Source organism: Streptococcus alactolyticus (assembly GCF_012277075.1).
GTDB lineage: Bacteria > Bacillota > Bacilli > Lactobacillales > Streptococcaceae > Streptococcus > Streptococcus alactolyticus.
This window is the reverse complement of sequence record NZ_JAAXMT010000003.1, coordinates 116,972-140,840: the sequence shown is the minus strand read 5'-3', so window position 1 is coordinate 140,840 and position 23,869 is coordinate 116,972. Positions and strand designations below refer to the sequence as shown.

26 protein-coding genes and 2 pseudogenes are annotated in these 23,869 nt (G+C 41.1%); 7 read left to right on the top strand and 21 right to left on the bottom strand.

From position 1 onward, the window contains the following. Window position 1 precedes the first annotated feature (1 nt). The 3 genes from HFK82_RS01135 to HFK82_RS01125 are packed head-to-tail and all read left to right on the top strand — an operon-like array spanning window position 2 to window position 2,186. Window positions 2–814 carry a transporter substrate-binding domain-containing protein gene (locus HFK82_RS01135; protein ID WP_168260492.1) on the top strand — a complete coding sequence of 271 codons (813 nt, stop codon included), beginning with the start codon at window positions 2–4 and terminating at the stop codon, window positions 812–814. 14 nt (window positions 815–828) lie between these two features. Next, on the top strand, window positions 829–1,527 hold the full coding sequence (locus tag HFK82_RS01130; protein WP_168260491.1) for an amino acid ABC transporter permease: 699 nt from the start codon (window positions 829–831) through the stop codon (window positions 1,525–1,527). 11 nt (window positions 1,528–1,538) lie between these two features. Then, window positions 1,539–2,186, top strand: a complete 648-nt coding sequence (locus HFK82_RS01125; RefSeq protein WP_154455014.1) for an amino acid ABC transporter permease — start codon at window positions 1,539–1,541, stop codon at window positions 2,184–2,186. Window positions 2,187–2,228: 42 nt separating this feature from the next. Here HFK82_RS01125 and HFK82_RS01120 read toward each other — a convergent pair whose 3' ends face one another. The 5 genes and pseudogenes from HFK82_RS01120 to HFK82_RS01110 all read right to left on the bottom strand — a co-directional run bounded on the left by HFK82_RS01120 (window position 2,229) and on the right by HFK82_RS01110 (window position 5,163). Beyond that, entirely contained in the window at window positions 2,229–2,837 is a 609-nt protein-coding gene (locus HFK82_RS01120) for a TVP38/TMEM64 family protein (protein WP_168260503.1), read from the bottom strand. A 180-nt stretch (window positions 2,838–3,017) separates the two neighbouring features. Then, complete coding sequence (locus HFK82_RS08795) at window positions 3,018–3,527, bottom strand: sensor histidine kinase (protein WP_240928797.1); 510 nt, start codon at window positions 3,525–3,527, stop codon at window positions 3,018–3,020. Between the two features lie 81 nt (window positions 3,528–3,608). After that, window positions 3,609–4,184 (bottom strand): hypothetical protein, encoded by a 576-nt coding sequence (locus tag HFK82_RS08790; protein WP_240928796.1) that lies wholly within the window; start codon window positions 4,182–4,184, stop codon window positions 3,609–3,611. Between the two features lie 41 nt (window positions 4,185–4,225). Next, window positions 4,226–4,441 (bottom strand): hypothetical protein, encoded by a 216-nt coding sequence (locus HFK82_RS08785; RefSeq protein ID WP_240928795.1) that lies wholly within the window; start codon window positions 4,439–4,441, stop codon window positions 4,226–4,228. 39 nt (window positions 4,442–4,480) lie between these two features. After that, window positions 4,481–5,163, bottom strand: a pseudogene (locus HFK82_RS01110) (response regulator transcription factor). Between the two features lie 172 nt (window positions 5,164–5,335). Here HFK82_RS01110 and HFK82_RS01105 point away from each other — a divergent pair. Together HFK82_RS01105 and HFK82_RS01100 are read left to right on the top strand one after the other, a co-directional pair. After that, entirely contained in the window at window positions 5,336–5,854 is a 519-nt protein-coding gene (locus tag HFK82_RS01105; protein WP_168260490.1) for a TetR/AcrR family transcriptional regulator, read from the top strand. A 114-nt stretch (window positions 5,855–5,968) separates the two neighbouring features. Next, window positions 5,969–7,738, top strand: a complete 1,770-nt coding sequence (locus HFK82_RS01100; protein ID WP_168260489.1) for an oleate hydratase — start codon at window positions 5,969–5,971, stop codon at window positions 7,736–7,738. A 147-nt stretch (window positions 7,739–7,885) separates the two neighbouring features. Here HFK82_RS01100 and thrS read toward each other — a convergent pair whose 3' ends face one another. The 5 genes and pseudogenes from thrS to ccpA form a co-directional block, all read right to left on the bottom strand. Next, window positions 7,886–9,829, bottom strand: coding sequence for a threonine--tRNA ligase (gene thrS, locus HFK82_RS01095; RefSeq protein WP_168260488.1), 1,944 nt, complete (start codon window positions 9,827–9,829; stop codon window positions 7,886–7,888). Next, window positions 9,822–10,013: pseudogene (locus HFK82_RS09180) on the bottom strand (hypothetical protein). Before HFK82_RS09180 ends, thrS begins: the two are co-directional and overlap by 8 nt. Window positions 10,014–10,139: 126 nt before the next feature. Beyond that, the gene (locus tag HFK82_RS01090) at window positions 10,140–11,471 is read right to left on the bottom strand and encodes a glycosyltransferase family 4 protein (protein ID WP_168260487.1); all 1,332 of its coding nucleotides are present in this window, start codon (window positions 11,469–11,471) and stop codon (window positions 10,140–10,142) included. A gap of 4 nt (window positions 11,472–11,475) precedes the next feature. Beyond that, entirely contained in the window at window positions 11,476–12,471 is a 996-nt protein-coding gene (locus HFK82_RS01085; protein ID WP_168260486.1) for an LTA glycolipid anchor biosynthesis glycosyltransferase, IagA/BgsA family, read from the bottom strand. Window positions 12,472–12,601: 130 nt separating this feature from the next. Beyond that, window positions 12,602–13,603, bottom strand: a complete 1,002-nt coding sequence (gene ccpA / locus HFK82_RS01080; protein WP_168260485.1) for a catabolite control protein A — start codon at window positions 13,601–13,603, stop codon at window positions 12,602–12,604. Window positions 13,604–13,841: 238 nt separating this feature from the next. Between ccpA and HFK82_RS01075 the strand changes: the two genes are divergently transcribed. After that, entirely contained in the window at window positions 13,842–14,927 is a 1,086-nt protein-coding gene (locus HFK82_RS01075) for a M24 family metallopeptidase (protein WP_168260484.1), read from the top strand. A gap of 38 nt (window positions 14,928–14,965) precedes the next feature. Here HFK82_RS01075 and HFK82_RS01070 read toward each other — a convergent pair whose 3' ends face one another. Continuing rightward, complete coding sequence (locus HFK82_RS01070) at window positions 14,966–15,292, bottom strand: DMT family transporter (protein ID WP_168260483.1); 327 nt, start codon at window positions 15,290–15,292, stop codon at window positions 14,966–14,968. Between the two features lie 175 nt (window positions 15,293–15,467). Between HFK82_RS01070 and HFK82_RS01065 the strand changes: the two genes are divergently transcribed. Then, the gene (locus tag HFK82_RS01065; RefSeq protein ID WP_154455476.1) at window positions 15,468–16,148 is read left to right on the top strand and encodes an NAD(P)H-dependent oxidoreductase; all 681 of its coding nucleotides are present in this window, start codon (window positions 15,468–15,470) and stop codon (window positions 16,146–16,148) included. Between the two features lie 42 nt (window positions 16,149–16,190). Here the strand turns inward: HFK82_RS01065 and HFK82_RS01060 are convergent, their stop codons facing one another. The 10 genes from HFK82_RS01060 to era all read right to left on the bottom strand — a co-directional run bounded on the left by HFK82_RS01060 (window position 16,191) and on the right by era (window position 23,842). Beyond that, window positions 16,191–16,490 carry a bacteriocin immunity protein gene (locus HFK82_RS01060; protein WP_168260482.1) on the bottom strand — a complete coding sequence of 100 codons (300 nt, stop codon included), beginning with the start codon at window positions 16,488–16,490 and terminating at the stop codon, window positions 16,191–16,193. A gap of 155 nt (window positions 16,491–16,645) precedes the next feature. Continuing rightward, window positions 16,646–17,113: an SsrA-binding protein SmpB gene (gene smpB, locus HFK82_RS01055; protein ID WP_168260481.1), complete on the bottom strand. Its 468-nt coding sequence runs from the start codon at window positions 17,111–17,113 to the stop codon at window positions 16,646–16,648. Between the two features lie 32 nt (window positions 17,114–17,145). Continuing rightward, complete coding sequence (gene rnr / locus HFK82_RS01050) at window positions 17,146–19,485, bottom strand: ribonuclease R (protein ID WP_168260502.1); 2,340 nt, start codon at window positions 19,483–19,485, stop codon at window positions 17,146–17,148. Further along, window positions 19,485–19,625, bottom strand: a complete 141-nt coding sequence (locus tag HFK82_RS01045; protein WP_154455426.1) for a hypothetical protein — start codon at window positions 19,623–19,625, stop codon at window positions 19,485–19,487. Before HFK82_RS01045 ends, rnr begins: the two co-directional genes overlap by 1 nt. Window positions 19,626–19,684: 59 nt before the next feature. Continuing rightward, window positions 19,685–19,921: a preprotein translocase subunit SecG gene (secG, locus tag HFK82_RS01040; protein ID WP_154455427.1), complete on the bottom strand. Its 237-nt coding sequence runs from the start codon at window positions 19,919–19,921 to the stop codon at window positions 19,685–19,687. A 76-nt stretch (window positions 19,922–19,997) separates the two neighbouring features. Continuing rightward, window positions 19,998–20,144, bottom strand: coding sequence for a 50S ribosomal protein L33 (gene rpmG, locus HFK82_RS01035; RefSeq protein ID WP_167829324.1), 147 nt, complete (start codon window positions 20,142–20,144; stop codon window positions 19,998–20,000). Then, window positions 20,141–21,310, bottom strand: coding sequence for an MFS transporter (locus HFK82_RS01030; RefSeq protein WP_168260501.1), 1,170 nt, complete (start codon window positions 21,308–21,310; stop codon window positions 20,141–20,143). Before HFK82_RS01030 ends, rpmG begins: the two co-directional genes overlap by 4 nt. Window positions 21,311–21,445: 135 nt before the next feature. Further along, the gene (coaE, locus tag HFK82_RS01025) at window positions 21,446–22,054 is read right to left on the bottom strand and encodes a dephospho-CoA kinase (protein WP_168260480.1); all 609 of its coding nucleotides are present in this window, start codon (window positions 22,052–22,054) and stop codon (window positions 21,446–21,448) included. Further along, window positions 22,039–22,860 (bottom strand): DNA-formamidopyrimidine glycosylase, encoded by an 822-nt coding sequence (gene mutM / locus HFK82_RS01020; RefSeq protein WP_168260479.1) that lies wholly within the window; start codon window positions 22,858–22,860, stop codon window positions 22,039–22,041. Before mutM ends, coaE begins: the two co-directional genes overlap by 16 nt. Before the next feature lie 85 nt (window positions 22,861–22,945). Beyond that, window positions 22,946–23,842 (bottom strand): GTPase Era, encoded by an 897-nt coding sequence (gene era / locus HFK82_RS01015; RefSeq protein ID WP_168260500.1) that lies wholly within the window; start codon window positions 23,840–23,842, stop codon window positions 22,946–22,948. Window positions 23,843–23,869: the final 27 nt, after the last annotated feature.

Sequence of the window (23,869 nt, the reverse complement as noted above, 5' to 3'; positions counted from 1 at the left end):
TATGAAGAAATTAACCAGAATGCTAGTTGTCGCTGTTGTGGCACTGATCAGCTTGACCCTGTTTTCAAGTAAGGTCAGAGCAGACGATAGCAGTTTAGAAGCCATTCAAAAAATCCAAAAAGCAGGCGTGTTAAAAGTTGGGGTCAAACAAGACGTGCCAAACTTTGGTTATTATTCTGCCGAGGCTGGCCAATACGAAGGGCTCGAAATTGATTTAGGGAAAAAAATCGCTAAACAATTAGGCGTGAAAGTAGAATTCACACCCGTAACAGCTCAAACGCGTGAAGCCCTTTTGGACAATGGGCAAATTGATATTTTGATTGCGACTTATACTATTACCAAAGAACGTCAAGCATCTTATGCCATTTCAGAGCCTTACTACTACGATGAGATTGGCTTCCTTGTTGACCGTTCAAAAGGCTATAAAACCATTGACGATTTAAATGGCTTGACTATTGGGGTGGCACAAGGTTCAACAACCAAAGCAGCTATTGAAGAATTCGGCAAAGCCCACCATCTCAAATTTAAATTTGTGCAATTGGGTTCTTATCCTGAGTTGGCTATTTCGCTTTATGCTAACCGCATCAACGCTTTTTCTGTGGATAAGTCTATCTTGAGTGGTTACGTCAGCAAGAAAACCAAAATCCTTAGCCAAGGATTTAACGTCCAAGAATATGGTATCGCGGCGACCAAAGCCAACCAAGGCTTGATTAACGATATCAACACCTTGCTTTCAGAATGGAAAGCTGACGGAGAGTTGCAAAAATTATATGACAAATATCATCTAACACCTGCAACACCGAGCAAGAATTAAGAAAGGAGAAACGTATGTTTTTATTAACGTCTAGTCCTTTTGCGCTCTCACGTTGGGCAGATTTCTTTGCCAATTTCGGTGAATTTGCAAAAGGGTTTCTATATACTTTGAGTATGTCAGCCTATGCCTTGATTTTAGCCTTTTTGCTGGGCGTCGTTTTTGGTGCCATGTCTTCGTCTAAAAGCAAGGTCTTAAAAGGGATTGCACGGGTTTATGTTGAGATTTTCCAAAATACCCCACTGCTGGTCCAATTCGTGTTTGTGTATTATGGACTTGCCATTATCTCAAATGGGGCTATCATGATTTCAACCTTTTTCACAGCGGTTTTGTGTGTGGGCATTTACCACGGGGCTTATATCGCTGAGGTTATCCGTTCTGGGATTGAAGCCGTGCCAAAAGGGCAAACAGAAGCTGCCCTATCACAAGGTTTTAGCTACAATCAAACCATGAGCCTCATCATTTTGCCACAAGCGGTGCGAACGATTTTACCACCGTTGACTAACCAAGTGGTAAACCTTATCAAAAATACGTCAACGGTTGCCATCATTTCTGGGGCAGACATCATGTTCACAGCCAAAGCTTGGGCCTATGAAACAACTAACTACGTTCCTGCCTTTGCTGGAGCGGCGGTTCTTTACTTCATCATGTGTTTCCCACTTGCAACTTGGGCACGCCGTCGAGAAGAAAAGAACAAACGCTCATATTCACTTTAGGAGGAATCTAAATGTCAGTATTAACACCGACGAATATTAGCTTTATCCTCCAAGGATTACAGCTAACGCTTTATATTTCATTTATTTCCATTGTTTTATCAACGCTTATTGGAACAGTTTTAGCCGTGATGCGTAATGGAAAAAATCCTGTTCTTCGCATCATTTCAAGCATTTACATCGAATTTGTCCGTAACGTTCCTAACTTGCTTTGGATTTTCATCATTTTCTTGGTTTTCCAAATGAAATCCACTCCAGCTGGGATTACGGCATTTACCGTCTTTACCTCTGCGGCTTTAGCTGAAATCATCCGTGGTGGGCTAAATGGGGTCGATAAAGGGCAAACCGAGGCTGGCTTGTCACAAGGAATGACTTCTTTCCAAATCTTTGTTTACATCATTTTCCCTCAAGCCTTCCGCAAAATGCTACCAGCTATCATCTCACAGTTTGTAACGGTCATCAAAGACACGTCATTGTTGTATTCGGTTATCGCCATTCAAGAATTATTTGGGAAAAGCCAAATCTTGATGGGACGCTATTTTGAACCTAGTCAAGTCTTTACCTTGTATGCGTTTATCACAGCGATTTACTTTGTTATCAACTTTTCGATTTCAACTTTCTCAAGACGACTAGCCAAAAAATGGGAAAAAGCTGCCGAATAAAAACCTATCAAAAAAGCTTATTCATTTGAATAAGCTTTTTTATTAACGCAACAAGGCAAGCAAGTAGCCAAAGCCTTGGTAAGCAACGGTGGTATATAGGTACAAGGTAACTGGCTTTGTCAGCAAGAAAATCAAGGTAAATCGCTTAAAGGTCATTTGGGATAAACCTGAAACCATGCACAAAAAATCATCTGGAAAACCAGGGAGAGCAAAGGCAATACCTAGAAATTTCTCATAAAATTTACCATCGTTTTTATCCAAGTAACCAATGTATTTGTTATACGTTTCTTCTGAAACAAAGGCTCTGGCAAAATTTTCCCCGTAACGTCTTGCCAAGGCAAAAGCCATGAGGGACCCTAAAAAGATACCTGTGAGGTTATAGACAAAGCCCCAAACTGGACCAAACGCAATGTAACCAATGACGCTAGTCATGCCCCCAGGAATAATAGGGTAAACCACCTGAACCATTTGTGCTAGGATAAAAATAATGGGTGCTAGTAAGCCCATTTGACCGAGGTATTGTTGGAAAGCGCCGCCCACCTGAAAGTAACTTTGGTGTTGCTGAAAGAAAATGAACAAGGCAATCGAAATCACCACTCCGATACCTGTTAAGATTTGAATGTATTGTCGTTGTTTGCCAACTTGTGTCATCATATCTCCTCGCGTTCTATTCGATTTCTACGTGGTATTCTTTTAACAAGAACACCGTTGCCGTATGGTTCTATTATAACCTAAGGCTCTTTTAGAAATCTTGGTCAAAGTCTTGAAAAGTTGCGGCAAAATTGTAGCAAGTTTTTTGGCATTTGCGACGATAAAAGCACCCATGAAAACTCATAGATGCTTTTGGGTATTTGGCAAATCAATGATAAAGCAGATTTTCTCCTCGTTAGAAGTGGCTCTTATCGTGCCTTGATGACGTTCGATGATTTCTTTAGTGATGGCTAAACCGAGCCCAAATGGCCCTGATTTGCCCTTGTAAAAGCGTTCAAAAAGATGCTCAAGGTCATCTGCAGCAATGGGTTCACCGTCATTTGCCAGCTCGATACGAACACCCGTTTCCAGCTGCTCAACTGAAATAGTCAGGTACTTGTTGTCATAACGGATAGCATTGGACACAATATTTGAAACAGCGCGTTCCAATAGCTTCTCATCACCCTCTATCATGACTTCTTCAGAACTAAAGTGGTGCACAAAGACAAGGCCACGCTCATCTGCGGCCGCTTTTAATCGCCAAGTCACGTCATAAAGCAAATCTGTGATGTTTACAGGCTCCAGATGCAACTGGGTTTGAATAGATTCCATCTTGGATAGGGTCAGCATATCCTCAACCAAATGAGCCATTTTATCACTCTCATCAACAATAATACCAGCTGCTTCTTGCGTATTGGGGATAATCCCCTCGCGAATCCCTTCAGCATAACCTTAAATAGACATGAGAGGCGTCCGCAATTCATGAGAGGAATTTTGAAAGAAGAGCTGCTGGTTGCGTTGGTAGGCGTCAATCAAATCACTCATGTGGTTCACTGTTTCGCGGACCTCGTTAAATTCATGGTAGGCAAAATATGGGTCGTCCTCCATTTTTTCCCGATTACCAAGGCGTAAAATATAAGATTTGAGATTGCTAAAATTGCGGTCCAATTTTCGTGAGGTCACATAAATGCTAAGGCTAGCTACCAAGCCCACAATCACCATGACCACCAACAACAAGATGTTAACGTAGGATTCAAATTCTTCGATGGAAGTAACATTAGCAAATACAAACACATAATATTTAGACGATTGAGCGTCACTTTTGGCAATATAATTTCCCTCTAATTGCCCAGAATAACTTTTCATCTTGACCATGTAGCTGGCGCCATCTACCCTGACTTTTCGAAATTGGTGCAATTGCGTTAGAAAATAATTGGACGACTCCCGATAGGACCAATCTGCCTTGGGGTGATTGATAAAATCATCGACCACTTTTTTGGAAATCGTCTTTTCTGATAAATCGTACAAAGAAGCCGAAATGTACTGAATGTTAAATTGGTCATCTATGATTACATAAGTGGTTTCAAAGATATTGCCCGTGGTTTTCTGAGGTGATTTTTCCCCTGAATGATAGGCATCCAGAGTGCGTACTGCATTTGCATTGCCGTAATGGCTTGCTCAGCGATAAAAATACGCAAAAGCGTGTTAAAAACCAGCAAAATCATGATAAATGACAGCATGAGAATGGCTAGAGGTTGCACAAACAAAGTTGTGCGAAAACGCACCTGTCGCTGCCAAAATCGTCTGCCCTTAGCTGACTCTTCTTATTTCTTGGTGAGTTTGAAGCCGTAACTCCAAACCGTTTCAATAAGGACATGGCTGTCAACCTCCCTCAATTTTTTTCGCAAGCGTTTGATGGTGTCATATGTCACACGCGTTTCCACATCTTCCTCATGACCCCAAATCTGCTGGAGCAGGTCTTGGCGAGAAATGGCCTCCTCTTGATGTTTGAGGAGCATTTTCAACAACTCAAATTCTGTATTGGTCAGTTTCAATGGGACTTTCTTGTAAAGGACAAGCCGTTCTTTTTCTGACAAGGTCAAGCCTTCGTAGGCAATCACATCCGCGTCGCTTTTTTTAGAACTCGTGGCATGACGGCTCAAAATCGCCTTCACCCGCAAGCTTAATTTCAAAGGGGAAAACGGTTTGGTAAAATAATCATCTGCCCCTGCTGAAAGCCCTGCAAAAAGCCCTCGTCCCCATCACGCGCCGTCAACAAGATAATCGGAACATCTGATTGTTTTCGAATACGAGCAGCAATGTCTATGCCACTGGTGCCTGGCATCATCACATCCAAAATAATTACATCCGCTTCTTCCTCCAAAAAGCGCAAAAACAACTGGTCCCCTGTTTCAAACACCTCTACCTCTAAACTTTGTTCACACAAAAAAGAAGCAATCAAGTCCCGAATATTCTTCTCATCATCTGCCACATAAACCCTTACCATGACCAACCTCCTCAATCTTTTTCTCTTTATCCTAAAATGCCCATATCATCTCTTTAAAAGCGTTTTCGTATTTCTAATCATCTTATTATACTATACCGCAAGAGACTTCTCTTTTTTCAGGTTTTTCTAGGCAAATCATGATACAATGAAGACCGAATCAAGAAAGGACATTATGAATAATTTAACAGAACGTGCCTTTGCCAAGGCCTTAAAAGACATCATGCAGGACAAATCCTTTGATAAGGTGACCGTTACCGAATTGGTCAAAAAGCTCAATGTCAACCGCCAAACTTTTTACTACCATTTCAATGATTTGTACGACCTTTTGGAGCGTATTTACATCATGGATGGGGATACGATTTTAAATCAAGCTGCCAACTCAGGCACCTGGCAAGAAGAGCTTTTGGCTATTTTTCATTACATTCAAGACAATCGGCAATTTGTCTGCAACACCTATTATTCTGTAAACCGCAATTATCTGGAGCATTTTTTATATGACCGCATTTACCGCTTTATCAAGCCAATCGTACAAGAAAAACACCCAAACTTGAGCGGAACAGAGCTAGATTACCGTGTGAATTTTTACAAATACGCTTTGGTCGGTTTTGTTTTAGACTGGATTGATTCTGGCTTAAAAGAAAATCCTGAAGCATTAGCGCAACACATCAGCCGTGTCCTTGAGCCATTATAACTAGACATATCTACCAAAGTGTCTAACATCTATACACTTTCCACACTTTGTCTATGTTCTCTTTTCTCAAAATGGGGTTTAATGAGAATGAATTTAGATAAGGAGTTGACATGTATGTATTATTCAAATGGTAATTACGAAGCTTTTGCTCGTCCTAAAAAACCTGAAGATGTCGATAACAAATCGGCTTACATTGTCGGTGGAGGTCTAGCTGCCTTGTCAACAGCTGTTTTCCTTATCCGTGATGCACAAATGCCAGGCGAACGCATCCACATCCTTGAACAATTAGGGCTACCAGGTGGTAGCATGGATGGGATTAAAAATGAACGTTTAGGCTATGTCATCCGTGGTGGGCGTGAAATGGAACCTCACTTTGAAGTGCTTTGGGATTTATTCCGTTCCATTCCATCTTTAGACAATCCTGAACATTCTATTTTGGATGAATTTTACTGGTTAAACAAAGAAGACCCTAGTTATGCTAAGACACGTGCCATTCATCAACGTGGTAAAGCCATTCCTGACGATGGTCAATTAACCCTTTCTGAAAAAGCTATTAAAGAAATCATTCACTTGATTTTGACACCCGAAAGCCAACTAGACGATGTCCAAATCAATCAAGTCTTTAGCGATGAATTCTTTGAATCAAACTTCTGGCTTTATTGGAGTACCATGTTTGCCTTTGAACCTTGGGCAAGTGCGATGGAAATGCGTCGTTACCTCATGCGTTTCATCCAACACGTTGGGACATTGAAGAACCTTTCATCTCTTCGATTTACCAAATACAATCAATACGAATCATTGATTTTGCCTCTTGTTCACTTCTTGAAAGAAAAAGGCGTTGATTTCCAATACAATACAACCGTTACCAACATCTTGGTCAACCGCTCTGGAAATGATAAGATCGCCACTAAAATTGAATGGGTTAAAGATGGTGAACGCGAAAGCCTTTCATTGAGCAAAGACGACCTTGTCTTTGTTACAAATGGTTCGATCACTGAAAGTTCTACCTTTGGTGACAATGACCACCCTGCTCCTGTCGAACATCCACTTGGTGCCAGCTGGGAACTTTGGAAGAAATTAGCCGCTCAAGATAGCGACTTCGGTCACCCTGAAAAATTCTGTGAAAACATTCCTGATAGCAACTGGACCATTTCTGCGACAATCACTTTCAAAGATAAACGCGTGGCTCCTTACATTGAAAACATCAACCATAAGGACCCTTACAGTGGTTCTATCGTTACAAGCGGACCAACCAGTATCAAGGATTCTAACTGGTTGTTAGGTTATTCTATCAGCCGTCAACCACACTTCCAAGTTCAAAAAGAAAATGAACTTGTTGTTTGGCTCTACGCTCTTTACACTGACCGCGAAGGTAATTACATTGCCAAACGTCCTGATGAATGTAGCGGTAAGGAACTTTGTGAAGAATGGCTTTACCATATTGGTGTGCCAGAAGACCAAATTGAAGACATTGCCAGTGCTGCGTCAACCATTCCCTGTCACATGCCGTACATCACCACTTACTTCATGCCACGTGGTAGCAAGGATCGTCCATTAGTTGTTCCAAAACACAGTAAAAACCTTGCCTTTATCGGAAATTACGCCGAAACCCCAAGAGATACTGTCTTTACAACAGAATACTCTGTTCGAACCGCTATGGAAGCTGTTTATACCTTGTTACATGTTGACCGTGGTGTGCCAGAAGTATTCGCTTCTGCCTTTGACGTGCGCATGCTATTAAACGCCTTCTATTACTTGAACGACCAAAAATCATTGGATGAACTTGACCTTCCTTGGGCTGAAAGAGTCATTCTTAAAGAAACCCTCAAGAAGATTAAGGGCACTTATATCGAAGAACTCTTCCACGAATATCACTTATTGTAATTATCCTGTATATCGTAGAAAACTCTGTTCAAACTATTCAAATAGGCTCCACGTAAAGTGGAGTCTTTTTTGTTAGCTGATTTTGAGGAAAAGAAAACACCCAAAAGTCTAAGCTTTCGAGTGTTTCTGGTTCATTGAGCAAATGCCTTATTTAGCTGGACGAGATTTGCGAGCAATATCTGCCAAAATGTTTTCCACAAAGGCATCAACACTTTCTGTGTGGGTTTGTTTGCTACCGTAACGACGAACATTGACAGTCTTGTCAGCCATTTCTTTATCCCCAACAATCAATTGGTAAGGAATTTTCTTGGTTTGGCTTTGACGGATTTTAAGTTGCATTTTTTCGTTACGTTCGTCCACGTCAGCACGAACCCCTTTATCACGCAAGATTTTAGCTACTTCCCAAGCGTAATCAATATGTGCTTCGTTAGATACTGGGATAACAGTCACTTGGTGTGGAGCAAGCCAAGTTGGGAAAGCCCCTTTGTAATTTTCAATCAAGATGGCTGTGAAGCGTTCCATAGTTGAGATAACCCCACGGTGAATCATGACTGGACGGTGTTCTTCACCATCAGCACCGATGTATTTAAGGTCAAAACGTTCTGGAAGAAGGAAATCCAATTGGATAGTTGAAAGGGTTTCTTCATTACCAAGGGCAGTTTTCACTTGGATATCAAGTTTTGGTCCATAAAAGGCAGCTTCACCTTCTGCTTCAAAGTAATCCAAGCCCATGTCGTCCATGGCAGCTTTCAACATGCTTTGAGCATTTTCCCACATTTCATCGTTGTCATAGTATTTGTGAGTGTCTTTAGGGTCACGGTATGACAAACGGAAACGGTAATCAATCAAGTTGAAATCTTCATACACATCAATAATCAATTGGAGGGTACGTTTGAATTCGTCTTGGATTTGTTCAGGTGTCACAAAGGTATGGCCGTCATTCAATGACATTTCACGCACACGTTGCAAACCAGTAAGAGCACCAGATTTTTCGTAACGGTGCATCATACCAATTTCAGCGATACGAATTGGCAATTCACGGTAAGAATGCACGTGGTGTTTGTAAACTTCGATGTGGTGTGGGCAGTTCATTGGACGAAGCACAAATGATTCGCCATCACCCATATCCATTGTTGGGAACATGTCTTCACGGTAGTGGTCCCAGTGACCTGATGTTTTGTAAAGGTCAACAGAAGCAATTGGTGGTGTGTAAACATGTTGATAACCAGCTGCGATTTCTTTATCCACAATATAGCGTTCCAACGTACGACGAATAGTTGCTCCGTCTGGCAACCAGAATGGCAACCCTTGACCAACTTCTTGTGAAATCATGAACAAGTCAAGTTCTTTACCAAGTTTACGGTGGTCACGTTCTTTGGCTTCTTCACGTTGTTTGAGGTAAGCTTTCAAATCTTTTTTATCAAACCAAGCTGTACCATAAACACGTTGCATCATCGCATTGTCACTGTTACCACGCCAGTAAGCACCCGCTACGTTCAACAAGTGGAAAACTTGGATGCGACCAGTACTTGGGACGTGTGGGCCACGACAAAGGTCTGTGAATTCCCCTTGTGAATAAATAGTCAAACCACCTTCATCTTCTGAATGTTCTTCAATCAATTCAAGTTTGTAAGGGTCATTTTTGAAGATTTCACGCGCTTCGTCTTTAGTCACTTCTTGACGAATACATGGGTAGTTTTCTTTAACAATTTTTTTCATTTCTTCTTCGATACGAGGAAGGTCTTCATCAGTGATTTGACCAGCAGCATTATCAGTATCGTAGTAGAAACCATCTTGGATAGCAGGACCAACACCAAGATGAATATCAGGGAAAAGACGTCGTGCAGCTTGTGCAAAGAGGTGAGCTGCAGAGTGACGCAAGATTGGCAAGGCATCTTCGTGATCAGGTGTCACGATTTCAAGACTACCGTCTTCTGTAATGGCACGCGTTGTGTCAATCAATTTACCGTTTAATTTACCTGCCAAAGCTTTTTTGGCTAATGAATTGCTGATGCTTTGCGCGATTTCAAATGTTGTCACGCCAGATTCAAATTCACGCACAGCGCCGTCTGGAAAAGTAATGTTAACCATATCTATCTCCTTTTATATTGGTTACAAGTGTTAGAAGGTTATCAAGCATCTCAGGATAAAAGAAAAACGACATCCCAAAAGGACGTCGTAACGTGGTTCCACCTTCATTTATCCACGACAAAAAATGCCATGAACCTCAGATCAGCTATATCGTAGCTACCGTTTTATGTTTGCATAAAAACAAGGAAGTAGTATTGAAGCAGTCAACCCTGTGCCCTTCTCACCAGCCGGCACTCGCTCTAAAGGTTGATTTTTGTTCAACTTGTCTTCGTTAGTTATTATAGCACGATTATTTTATTTTTCAAGGAATCTAATCTAAAAAATCACGGATAGATTGAATCATGCGTCCTGGGGCTTTGAGAACCTTGACAGACGTTTTAGCTGTTGATTTCGCCACTCTTCTTGGCAAATCTCTAGCAGAACGGGCAATATGGACAGAACGTTTTTCCTTGCGACGAATGGTCATGGAAATTTTTTCTTTTTTCTTGTTACGTGCTGAAATCAAGACATCCAAGTAAAATTCATAGACCGATTTGCCAAAATGCTCAGCTGAAATATCATACAACTTTTCTTGATAGGCTTTAGGGTTCATCGGTGGCGTGTCTGCAATCGCATCTAAAATAGCGTCCGCCAAATCATCCTCACGGTAAAACAGGGTTCCAAACATCTTGTGGTCAATCACGTCATCCAAGTAAGGATTACCATGTGCAATCACTGGTGTTCCGCTCGCCAAACTTTCTGTATAAGTCAAACCTTGGGTTTCACTGGTTGAAGCTGAGATGAAAAAATCGCAGGTTTTGTAATACAAGACCGTTTCATCATGTGGCACCATACCTGTAAAAATAACCGCGTCCTCAATACCCAGCTCTTTTGCTTGCTGCTGCAAGTCTTTCAAGTAAGGCCCATCACCAGCAATAACCAATTTGACGTGCTTGTTTTCAGACAAGACCTCTGGCAAATGTTTTAGAACAGCTTGAATGTTTTTCTCGTAAGAAACCCTAGACAAGCTAAGCAACATAATGTCATCATCAGCCAACCCTAATTTGTCACGTAAAGCATTGGTGTCTTCAGCGGTGATGTCATCTCGTTCGTATTCAGCCACATGGATGCCTGTTGGAACGACACGTTTAGGAATTTTGATATGATAGTCATCCAAAAGATTTAAAACAATACGTGATGGGCAAATAACCCCATCCAAGTCATTCAAATAGCCACGCATGATGTATTTGACCATGCCTGGTTTGATGATTTTCCCATTTGCAATATAACCCACATAATCTTCGTATTGGGTGTGATAGGTATGGACGGCAGGAATACGCAAGGCCGCTGCGATCATTTTTCCTAACATCCCAACGCTAAATTCGGTCTGCGTGTGAATAATGTCCAATTTGTATTGTTTGGCGATTTTGTAGGTTGAAATCAAGCCACGGTAAGCCACGCGACGGTCGGTAAACGACACAAAAGGAACACTTGGCAAACGAATAATTGTGGGATCTTCGTAACGTTTCACCGCTTTATCGGTTGTTGTAAAAATATAAACCTCGTGCCCTGCTTTTTCTAACTCTTCTTTTAGGGTACGAATACTCGTTGCAACTCCTGATACCTGCGGAAAATAAGTATCCGTAAAAAGACCTACTCTCATGTTATCACTCCATTACTTTTTCATAAACCTGCACTAATTCATGAGCCACCTTGTCAATGCTGCGACTCTCAGCCACATGATAACCTGCCTCACGTGTAGAGGTTTTATCAGCAAGCACCTGTCTAAGCGCCTTGACAAAACCAGGAACATCGCTGGCAAAGGTAGCTGATTTATCATCCAACCAACCCTTATAAACGGGAATATCACGCAAAACGACTCGTTGGTGACTAGCCAAAGCCTCTAAGACCACGATACCTTCTGTTTCTTCACGACTTGGGAAAAAGAAAGCATCCGCACCACTCATAGCTCCCTCAAAAACATCACCTTTAATGTAGCCTGCAAAAGTAACATTTTCAGGGTGGTCGTGTTCGACTAAACGTCTGACTTTATGCGGAATCACCCATTTGTTTGTATCTCCAAACCAAATAAATCGGACATCAGGCATCTGCTCAGCGACCTTGATAAAATCATCAATACCCTTGCGCATGAAATACAATCCCGCACAAATAACCACTTTGTCATCAGATTTTAGCTTAAAATAATCCCTAAAAGCCTGCTCTTTTTGTGGATTTGGCACATAACGTGACAAATCAATGCCATTTGACACTACATAAATAGGTGTTTGAACCCCATAACCTGCAATCAAAGATTTAGAATACTCGGTTGGAGTGATGACCGCATCGGCTGTTTGGTAAAAATGACGCAAATAGCGTTTCACCAAAGGGGAAACCAAATTAGAACCAATGAAAGAGTTTCTAAAATCTTCCTCCGTCGAATGCCCATGCACAATCACCTTTTTCCCAGCCCTTTTAGCCTGATGGAGTAGGTAACCACTCCTTAGACCGTAAGTATTAATATGAATCAAATCGTAATCATCTTCAGGATTGATGGTATAAGCTTGTCCTACCATGTTTAAAGCGCGTTCTTGGTGTTTTATCGCACGCCCAATACCTGATTTACTCAAATAATTTTCCGCTTCCAAATATAGTAAAACTTTCATACTATTTATTATAGCTTATTTTCTGTTTTTTTTCATTTAAAGACAAAAAAGTGCCTGATTAGACACTTTTTTGCGGATACTCGGCGACTGCATCGCGAGTTTTTTTAAGGAAAGATCTCTAAGATTAAATTTAACGTGTGGTTCCACGTACAGTCACGCCATGGTTTAGAATGATTTCTTTTTCTTCTAACTCTTCTTTGTTCATGATTTTAGTGAGCATACGCATACTAACAGCCCCTAAATCATAAACTGGCTGACTGATACTTGTTAGGTTTGGACGTGTGTAGGAAGTGATTGGTGAATCATTGCTTGTGATGATTTCAAAATCTTCTGGAACATTGACACCCGCTTCAAACAAGCCATTAAGCAAGCCTGCTGCTAATTCATCTTCTGCCACATAAGCTGCGGTAGCACCTGAATTGAGCACACGCTCGGCTAACTCAAACCCATCTTTATAGTTGTAATTGACTTCAAAGACAAGACCTTCTTTGAACGATAAGTTGTTCTTTTCAAGACCTTGCTTATAGCCAGCTAAGCGAACTTTACCATTGATTTCGTCAATGAGCGGACCTGAAACAAAAGCGATTTCTTGGTTATTCTCAGCTAAGCGATCCACAACATCAGCCACAGCAGCCTTGTAATCAATATTAACACTTGGCAATTGGTGGTCTAAATCAACAGTACCGGCAAGAACAACTGGTGTACGTGAGCGAGAGAACTCTGCACGAATTTTTTCAGTCAAATGGTGTCCCATAAAGATAATACCGTCCACTTGTTTGGCAAACAAGGTGTTGATAACGTTGATTTCTTTGTCATCGTCTTCATCACTAGATGCTAGGACAATATTATACTTATACATAGCAGCGATATCATCTATCCCTTTTGCTAGAATTGAGAAATAACTATTGGCAATATTTGGGATAACCACACCGACAGTTGTCGTTTTTTTACTTGCCAAACCACGAGCAACGGCATTTGGACGATAATCCAAACGTTCAATGACTTCAAGAACTTTTTTACGTGTGTTTTCTTTGACATTTTTGTTTCCGTTTACAACACGGCTGACAGTTGCCATAGAAACGCCAGCTTCTCGGGCAACGTCGTAAATTGTAATCGTATCATCAGTATTCATTGTTGGACTTCCTTTCTATTTGAAAATTTCGCTTTCATCATATTCTATCATTTTTTATAAACGCTTTCAAGTACTAAAGCACTCTTTTTAATTTTTTATCTATTTTAATTTTTAAAAGCTACTTTTTCGCTTAACCAAGCCGTTTTGCAGCTATCTCTAATCTTTATTTTTTTTCAAGAAAGACTTGATTTTTTTACTTTTTTTTGAAAAAATGTGAGTAATAGAAAGAAGGGTTCTTATGTCTAAATTAACACAAATTCGTTCTTATCTTCAGCAAGAAAAAGCTAACCTTGCGGTTTTTTCTGACCCTGTAACGGTCAACTATTTGACTGGTTTTTACTGTGACCCACATGAACGCCAAATGTTCCTCTTTGTTTACAGTGACCATGACCCTGTGCTTTTTGTTCCAGCACTAGAAGTGGCACGCGCTAGCCAAGTCCTTGATTTCACTGTTTTTGGCTATGTGGATTCTGAAAACCCTTGGCAAAAAATCAAAGCAGATTTGCCATCAACTGACAGCAGCAAAATTTTTGCAGAATTTGACAACCTTAATCTAACCAAATTCCAAGGCTTGCAAACTGTTTTTGATGGGCATTTTGAAAACTTGACACCGTTTATTCAAAAAATGCGCCTCATCAAATCACAAGACGAAATCGACAAAATGTTGGTTGCTGGACAATTTGCGGATAAGGCTGTTCACGTAGGATTTGACAACATTTCACTCAACAATACCGAAACAGACATCATCGCGATGATTGAGTTTGAAATGAAAAAACAAGGCATCAACAAAATGAGTTTTGATACTATGGTTTTGACTGGTAATAACGCTGCCAACCCACACGGTATTCCAGGTACCAACAAAATCGAAAACAACGCTCTTTTGCTCTTTGACCTTGGTGTTGAAACGCTGGGTTACACTAGTGATATGACGCGTACTGTTGCGGTTGGCAAACCAGACCAATTCAAAAAAGACATTTACGAACTTTGCTTGGAAGCCCAATTAACCGCTCAAGACTTTATCAAACCAGGTGTAACCGCTGCTGAAGTCGATGCTGCGGCTCGCAATGTGATTGAAAAAGCAGGTTACGGTGAATACTTCAACCATCGTCTTGGACACGGAATCGGTATGGACGTGCACGAATTCCCATCAATCATGGCAGGAAACGACTTGGTTATCGAAGAAGGCATGTGCTTCTCTATTGAACCTGGTATCTACATTCCTGGTAAAGTTGGGGTTCGTATTGAAGATTGCGGTCATGTGACCAAATCAGGATTTGAAGTCTTTACCCAAACACCAAAAGAATTACTTTACTTTGAAGGCTAAACACAAGAAAAAACGTTCAACATCTGAACGTTTTTTTGTTAACGCCCTGCATTTCCTAGCAAATTAACCATCAAGACTCCGACAATAATCAAGCCCAAACCAATAATGGTGTAAAGATTGAGCTTTTCATTGAAAACCAAGATGGAAATAACAGCCGTTACTAGCAAACCAACACCTGACCAAGTGGCATAGGTAATCCCCAGTGGAATTTTTTTCATGGCTAATGACAAGAAAAAGAAACACACTCCATAACTCAACAGGGCTGATACACCAGGTAAGGGTTTACTAAACCCTTCTGATACTTTTAACAATGTTGTCCCCAACAACTCACCTATTATCGCGATAAACAGGTAGATATACGACACAACTGATTGACCTCCTTATGTCTTGCTTTATCTATTGTATCTACGTTTTGCATCTCTTGTGGTAAAATAAAAGATAGATAACCCTATTTTATTTTAAATAGGTAAAAAAAACAAGTCTTAATTCTAATGATATGGTCATTTTAGTAACAATGATTAACTAGAAAGGAATGTGACAATGACATCTAAAGAAACCATCAAAGAAACCGTTCGTGCTGCATTTGATAACCGCGTGGCCGTTCGTGTCTATAATGACAAAGCCATTTCGCGTGAGGATATGGAATTTATTTTGGATAGTGCTTGGCTAAGCCCTTCTTCTATCGGATTAGAAGGTTGGCGTTTTGTCGTCTTGGACCGTCCACACATTGCCAAACTGCGTCAAGAACTCAATGCCGTCGCTTGGGGTGCCCAATACCAGCTGGACACTGCTAGTCATTTTGTCTTGCTCCTTGCAGAAAAAAATGCCCGCTACGATTCTGAATCGGTCAAAGAAAGCTTGATTCGTCGTGGGTTTATTGGTGAGGAAGAGCTCAATGCTCGCTTGGCGACTTATAAATCTTTCCAAAAAAACGACATGAAGATGGCTGATAATTCAAGAGCCTTGTTTGATTGGACAGCAAAGCAAACCTACATCGCTCTTGGCAATATGATGACCACAGCTAGCATGATTGGCATTGATTCTTGCCCGATTGAGGGCTTCAACTATGACAAGGTCAATACTATTTTGGCTCAGGAAGGCATCATTGACCCTGACAAAGAAGGCATTGCCAGCATGGTATCCTTTGGCTATCGCCTCCGTGACCCAAAACACCCACGCTCACGCAAACCACGCGAAGAAGTCATCACTTGGTGGGATTAAAAACCAAAAGGCTAGGACTTGTGTCCTAGCCTTTTTAACTGCTTAATAATAACCATAACGGATAGCCGATAGCTGCTGCAAGGCTTTAAATAAGTCGGATTGTTCTTTGGATAAAACAATGTGATTATCTGCCATGACCTTTACCAGTTCGATGTTCATTTGATTAAAGATAAAAGGCGTTGAGGTACCACTTGTTTTTAATTCCTGACGGTACTTGACCAAGAGTGCCTTCAAAGGCTCTTTTTTGCTATCATTTGCCATTGATGCGATTAATTCCTCAAAAATAGGTAAGGCTGCCTCTCTTCTCTCTTTACCACCTGAAAACCATTTTATTCCCATCATAATCACCCCTTCTATCACCTTTCGGTATCTTCTTAATGCTTACTAGTATAGCACACTTTTCAAAACAATGGACAGCTTAGTCACAAATGGTTATTTTTAAGTCCTAAACGGTTCTAAAAACAAAAAAAGCTCACCACGGAGCTTTTTTATGGTGATTAACGTGCATTGAAATTTTTCATTTGGCGTTTGATATCGCGGTCTTGTTCGCGGCGTTTGATGGATTCGCGCTTATCATAATCGTGTTTTCCTTTTGCCACACCGAGCAAGACTTTAGCAAAGCCATTTTTCAAATAAACCTTGAGAGGAACGAGGGTCATCCCTGTTCCTTTTAATTCATTGGCTAATTTGTCAATTTCACGTTTTTTCAGCAATAATTTTCGAGTGCGGTCGGGGTCTTGATTCCAGATATTCCCTTGCTCAAAAGGAGAAATGTGGACATTAATGAGCCAAGCTTCTCCGTTTTTAATTTGAGCGTAGCCGTCCTTTAGTTGAATACGAGCAGCACGAACGCTTTTGATTTCAGTCCCTGCTAGGACTATTCCTGCTTCAATTGTATCAATAATGTTATAGTCATGACGAGCTTTTTTATTTTGGGCCACGACATTTCCTTCACCTTTTGGCATAGCGATACCTCTCTTGAACCTTTGTCGTCACGTTATAGCGACTTATTTCTTTTTACGTTTTTTTTCTTGGCAACCTCTTTGTAAAAAGGTTTCTTACCTGATTTTTTAGATGCTTTTTTAGCTGGTTTAGAGCCTCTGCGTTTTTTAGATTTGTGGTCCTTTGCTTGGTCTGATTTTGGTCGGCGTTTGTCCTTGTTAGAGCGGTCCTTACGGGATTTTTTCACTTTTTCAATCACGTCATACTCGCTTGGTAGGTATTCAAAGTCAATGTCGCCTGTTTCCTTGTCGGCACGAACCAACTTAATCTTAATTGGTTGCCCCACACGAAAGACCTTGCCAGACTTCTCACCTTGCAGCGTCATGGTACGCTCATTGTAGTTGTAAAATTCTGGGAGAGTCGTGATGTGAATCAACCCTTCAATGGTATTTGGCAATTCAATAAACAGACCAAATTTGACAACGCTAGATACCACACCTTCAAACTCTTCGCCAACGTATTCTTCCATGTATTCTGCTTTTTTCATGGCTTCTACTACGCGTTCAGCGTCGATAGCCCGGCGTTCAAGGGTTGATGAGGAAGTGGCTAATTCAGGGATAACTTGTCTGAAATGCTCGATTTTCTCATCAGTGACCTGCGTGTATTCGCGAATCATGCGGTGAACCAGAAGGTCAGGATAACGGCGAATTGGGCTGGTAAAGTGGGTATAATACTCTGCTGCCAGACCATAATGCCCATGATTGTGTTCTGAATAGCGGGCTTGTTGCATCGAACGCAGCAACATCATGTTCAAAACGTCTGCACCTGGCTTATTTTCCACCTTAGCCATGAATTCTTGCAAGGCTTGTTGGGTGATTTTATTGGCCGTCCCATGAATGTGAATGCCAAAAATACTTGCATAATCAAGGAATTTTTGCAATTTCTCTGCTTTAGGCTCTTCGTGAATACGATAGATAAAAGGCAATTTGCGTTTTGAGAAATGTTCTGCTACAGTTTCATTGGCTGCCAACATGAAAGACTCAATCATGCGTTCAGCTACACCACGCTGACGCAAGACGATATCCACAGGCATCCCTTTATCATTGATGATAATTTTTGCCTCATTGGTATCAAAATTCAAAGCCCCACGACGCACACGCATTTTCTCCAAAATGGCGTGCAAATCAGCCATGTGGTGAATCGATTCAACAATCGGCTGGTATTTTTCTGCCAATTCGTCATCCCCAGCAAGGATAGCATTGACATCACTATAAGTCATGCGGAAAGTGGTGTTAATCACTGATTGGCAAATTTGGTGATTGACCACACGACCCTTGCGATCGATTTCCATCAGACAAGATTGCGTCAAACGGTCCACATTTGGATTGAGGGAACAAATTCCATTTGACAAACGCTCAGGCAGCATAGGTACCACACGGTCCGTTACATAAACAGAAGTTCCACGCGCCACTGCCTCACGGTTTAGGGCAGAGCCTTCTGTCACATAATAAGATACGTCCGCAATATGCACACCCAATTCAAAATGGCCATTATCAAGCAATTTAATATGTACGGCATCGTCCAAGTCCTTGGCATCCGCACCGTCAATGGTAAACGTCACTTCTTGACGCAAATCCACTCGCCCAATCAAATCTTTGTTTGTTGGTACATTGGGCACAGCATTGGCTTCCGCAAGCACATCATCTGGAAAGTCAGACACGATGTCCATCGATTCCAAGACCTCCAAGACATCAATCCCCACATCGCCTTGATGTCCCACAATATCACGCACTTGACCGACAAAATAATCGTGGCCACGCGTTGGGTACTTGTCAATATCTACCTTGATAATCTCAGTTCCGTCCAAGACCACGGGCTCTTTTTTGATGTAAATTTTTTGTTGGATTTTTTGATTTTTAGATTTGATGTAACCAGCATATTTTGGCTTTTCATCATCGAGGATAAATTTCCCCACAACAGTCTTCAGGCTGCGTTCCACAATACCAACAATTTTAGCTTCAGCAGCTGTTCCTTTCAAACGGTTAGCAGGCTTTTTAATGACTGCCTCAACCGTATCCCCATCAATCGCATAGCCAACATCATTGCGACCGATAAACATATCGTCTTCATTCTCATCAACGATTAAAAAGCCAAAGCCTGCCTTATTTGCTCGAAAAATCCCTGTAACGGTAACTTCTTTTTTCTTTTCTTGTTTCTTACGCAAAGATAGCATACCAGCGTCATTAAAACGCAACTTTCCCTGACTTTCAAGGGTTGAAATTTCCTTAATCAGCTTAGGAAATTTCTTAGCTCCAGTCATCTCCAAAGCCTCGGCTAATTCATTCACCGTCACTTTTTCTCGTGTTTCTAAATACGTTATAATTTTGTCATTCATCATACTGCTTTTTTGGCTTTTTCCTCTAAAAAGCCTTTTATATCCTCACCTTTAATCTCTTGATTTGGAAAAGCAAGTACTGTGAACTCGCTTTTACCACTTTCATTCATAATAAAAAATGAGCTGACTGACCAGCTCATGAGTTCTTAGACACCATTCAAGATGAGCGGCTAAGACAAAGTCCGTCCCTAACCGCTATCTAGTTACTTGATAAGATTGCTAGTACTAAAGCAATGGCTAACCAAAAGAAAACCAAAATGGCTGTAAAACGTTGCATGAATGCTTCAAAGCCACGTGCCTTTGTACGCTCAAACAAAGCTTCAGAGCTATTACTATCAAAGACATTGCTACTTGGATTCTTTTGTGGTTGCATTAAAATCGAAATCACAATAATAACTGATAAAATCAGTAAAACGGTTAATAAAAAGTCGTACATTTATGCCATCAAGAATACCGAAGCATTCTTTTTTCCTTCCTACACTATGGTCAATACTATTTTAACATAAAACTTATCAAGATTCAATATGTAGGGTCACTTTTCGTTCTTTTGGACAATATTTGGGTACCTCAATCCGTTCTGGATGGGTGGTTTTGTTTTTACTGGTCAGATAATTTTTTTGACCACAACTGCTACACGTTAAATGAATCTTTACTCTCACACTATTTCCTTAACTGTTAAATATTTTCTAAAGGTAATCAAACTCCACACAAAGTTGGCTAGGACAATCAGACTGGTTACATAAAAGACTGAACGATAGCCAAGACCTGTGGCAACAGCTGAACCAATGAATGGCCCAATAACTTGTCCTAAGTAACTAAAGGTTTGATTGTAACTAAAGATTCGCGATATCCCTTCTCGTGGTGCAATCTTATTCAAAAGCGAATTGATACTTGGCATCAAAGCCCCTGTCCCAAAACCGTAGAAGAAACGCACAATTCCCAATTGGAGGGTATTTTGGGAGAGGGCTGATAAGATATACATGCAAAAACTATAAAAAAGAGCAATAAGCAACAAACGGTGGTTACCAATCTTATCCCCAAGTTTTCCAAGGCTTGAGCTAGAAAGCATACTTGAGAAACCTAACGCCGAAACGATCAATCCTGAAACAAACATCAGATTTTCTTTTTGCCCCAAATGACGAATGTACATGGTCAAAATTGGAGCAATGGATTGCGCAGAAATTTGAATGGTCATGCTGGTGATAAACAAGCCAATCAAGATTTGTTTGTCTTTAATTGCTTCAAACACTTCGCGGGTTGATAAATCTTTTTCCTTGGTAACAGGCTTGAAATCTTCCTTGATAAAGAAGAAAGTCAACAAGTTACAAAGTAACAAGATAAAGCCGACCAATAAAAAAACGTGGCGGATACCTAGCCACTGAGCTAATACCCCACCAATTAAAGGACCCACCAAGGTTCCACCAATAACCCCTGTTGCTAAGGTTCCTAGAGCATAACCCGAACGTTCTTTGGGAACTTGACTAGCAATCAGAGCGGTTGAATTGGGCACATAACCCGAAAGCAAACCATTTAACACGCGCAAAGCCAACAACCAATACACATTGTGAACAAAGGCTAACCCCCCCATAGTAAAGGTCATGGCCAAACTTGCCCGCACCATCATTGGCTTACGACCATAACGGTCCGCAAAACGCCCCCACACTGGTGAAATCAAGGCTGAACTTAGTGCCGACAGCGAAACCGCCAAACCAGCGTACCAGTCAGTCATATCCTTAGGAGCACCTAATTCCTCAATATACACAATCATGAATGGCATAACAAGTGAAAAGCTTGCCCCAGTAAAGAAATTACCGAGCCAAGCTATACGGAGATTTTGTTGCCAGTTAACTTCGCGACTAATAATAACCCCTTCTTTCTAAAAAAATCATTGATATTATAGCACACTTTTTTCTTAATGGAAAAGTGATTATACAAGAAATTGTTTTTACAGCGTAAAAAGCTAAGGTTGGGATAAGTCTGTCAATAGAACTTCTACTTGCTTCTCTAGGGCAGCTTTATCGCCATTATTATCTAAGATATGGTCCGCATAAGCCAGTTTCTCTTTGGTCGGCATTTGGCTAGCCATACGCTTTTTGGCCTCAGCTAACGTGAGATGATTACGCGCCATCAAGCGATTTAACTGCATTTCATCGTCCACAACCACCAACCAAATGGCATCGAACCAACCCACATAATCCAACTCAATCAACAAGGGAATGTCCATGAAAAAGAGGCTTTCCGTTTTGGCAAGTTCCTGACGACGTTGGGCGAGTTCCTGACGAATAATATCGTTTTGCAAAGCAGATGACTTGGCCATCATCTCTTGATTTCCAAAAATTGCTTGCCCTAAGGCTTGACGGTCAAGTTCACCATTGTCCTGTAAAATGGCATCACCTAGCCAATCAAACAGAGCTTGATACAGCCTGCCACCTTTTTTTTGCAAGTCATGCACCACTTGGTCAGCGTCAATCACCTGATAACCGTGTTTGCAAAGCTGGGCTACCACCGTTGATTTGCCAGAAGCAATGCCGCCTGTAATACCAACTATCTTCGTCATCGTTTTTGGCACCTCGGACAAATATGCGTGCCACGCCCGCCCACCTTGATTTTTTCAATAGGCGTTCCACAACGTGGGCAAGGCTGACCTGTTTTGCCATAAACCTGCAAAAAATCCTGCATGCGGCCATTTTCACCAAAGGCATTCTGATACGTTCGAACCGTTGTTCCACCTTTTTCAATGGCCAACTGCAAAATACGAATAATCTCGTCATGAAGCAAGGTGATTTCAGGACTTGTCAGGGTCGAACTCATACGTTCTGGATGAATTTTTGCTGCCCAAAGCACCTCATCGACGTAGATATTACCCAAGCCAACCACCAACGTTTGGTCCAAAAGATGCGGTTTTATCAGTTTTTTTGATTGTCCCAGTTGCTTTTCAAAAGTTGCTAAATCAAAAGCCGCTTTGGTTGGCTCTGGCCCAAGCTTCCTATTTTGGAAATAAGGCTCAACTTGCTCAGGCAACAACAATTCCATTGTGCCAAACTTGCGGACATCTTGGTAAACCAAGGTTGAGCCATCATCTAACGTGAAAAAGACGTGAAAATGCTTGTTTTCAGGAACTTCTTGTGGAAAAAGCAGGTATTTTCCTTCCATACGCAGATGGGACACAATCACTTGCCTATCTAATTGCAGCAACAAATATTTACCACGTCGGCCAATGGCCTGAAACGTTTGCCCAATTAGGTCTATTTCAAAGGCTTCGATACCTGTCTTTATCAGTTTAGGCACACGCACGTCAATGGCTTCAATTTTACGCCCCAAAATCAACTTTTCCAAACCTCGTCTAACGGTTTCAACTTCAGGTAATTCAGGCATAACAACACTAGCAAGCAGCCTAAACCTTTAGACTGCTTGATTTTCCTTTCTGTAAGATCTCAGAGTTTAGCAAAAGCTATCTCTTTTAGTATTCTTTTTCGTTATAGCCAAAGTCCGCCAAATCTAGTTTTTTATCACGCCAATTTTTCTTGACTTTAACCCATGTTTCAAGATAAACCTTATCACCGAGCATGATTTCAATATCACGGCGAGCTAAAGTACCAATTTTTTTCAACATGGCACCATGTTTCCCGATAATAATGCCTTTTTGGCTGTTTCGTTCCACCATGATAGTTGCTTGAATGTGAATTTTATCCGTTTCAGGGTCGCGTTTCATCGAATCCACCACAACAGCAACTGAGTGTGGCACTTCTTGTTCAGTGAGGGTCAAGATTTTTTCACGAATCATTTCAGATACCAAGAAACGTTCAGGGTGGTCAGTTATTTGGTCCTCTGGGAAATATTGGAAACCTTCTTCCAAATTCTCAGTCAAGACAGTCAACAATCTATCCACATTGTTACCTTGAAGGGCTGAAATTGGGATAATTTCTTTGAAATCCATTTGGTCACGGAAATCATCGATTTGCTCCAACAATTGGTCAGGATGAACCTTGTCAATTTTGTTGATAACCAAGATAACAGGCACCTTAGCTTCTTTCAAACGCTCGATAATCATGTCATCGCCCTTACCACGTTTTTCATCGGCAGGCACCATAAAGAGTACCGTATCCACTTCGCGCAAGGTACTATAAGCTGATTCCACCATAAAATCGCCTAGAGCCGTCTTAGGTTTGTGAATACCTGGTGTGTCGATAAAGACGATTTGCTCTGTTTCTGTCGTGTAAATCCCCATGATTTTATTACGCGTTGTTTGAGCTTTATTACTCATAATCGCAATTTTTTGACCCATTACACGATTTAAAAAGGTTGATTTTCCAACATTTGGACGACCTAAAATAGCAACAAAACCTGATTTAAACATAAGATAATAAGGACGCATCTCACAACG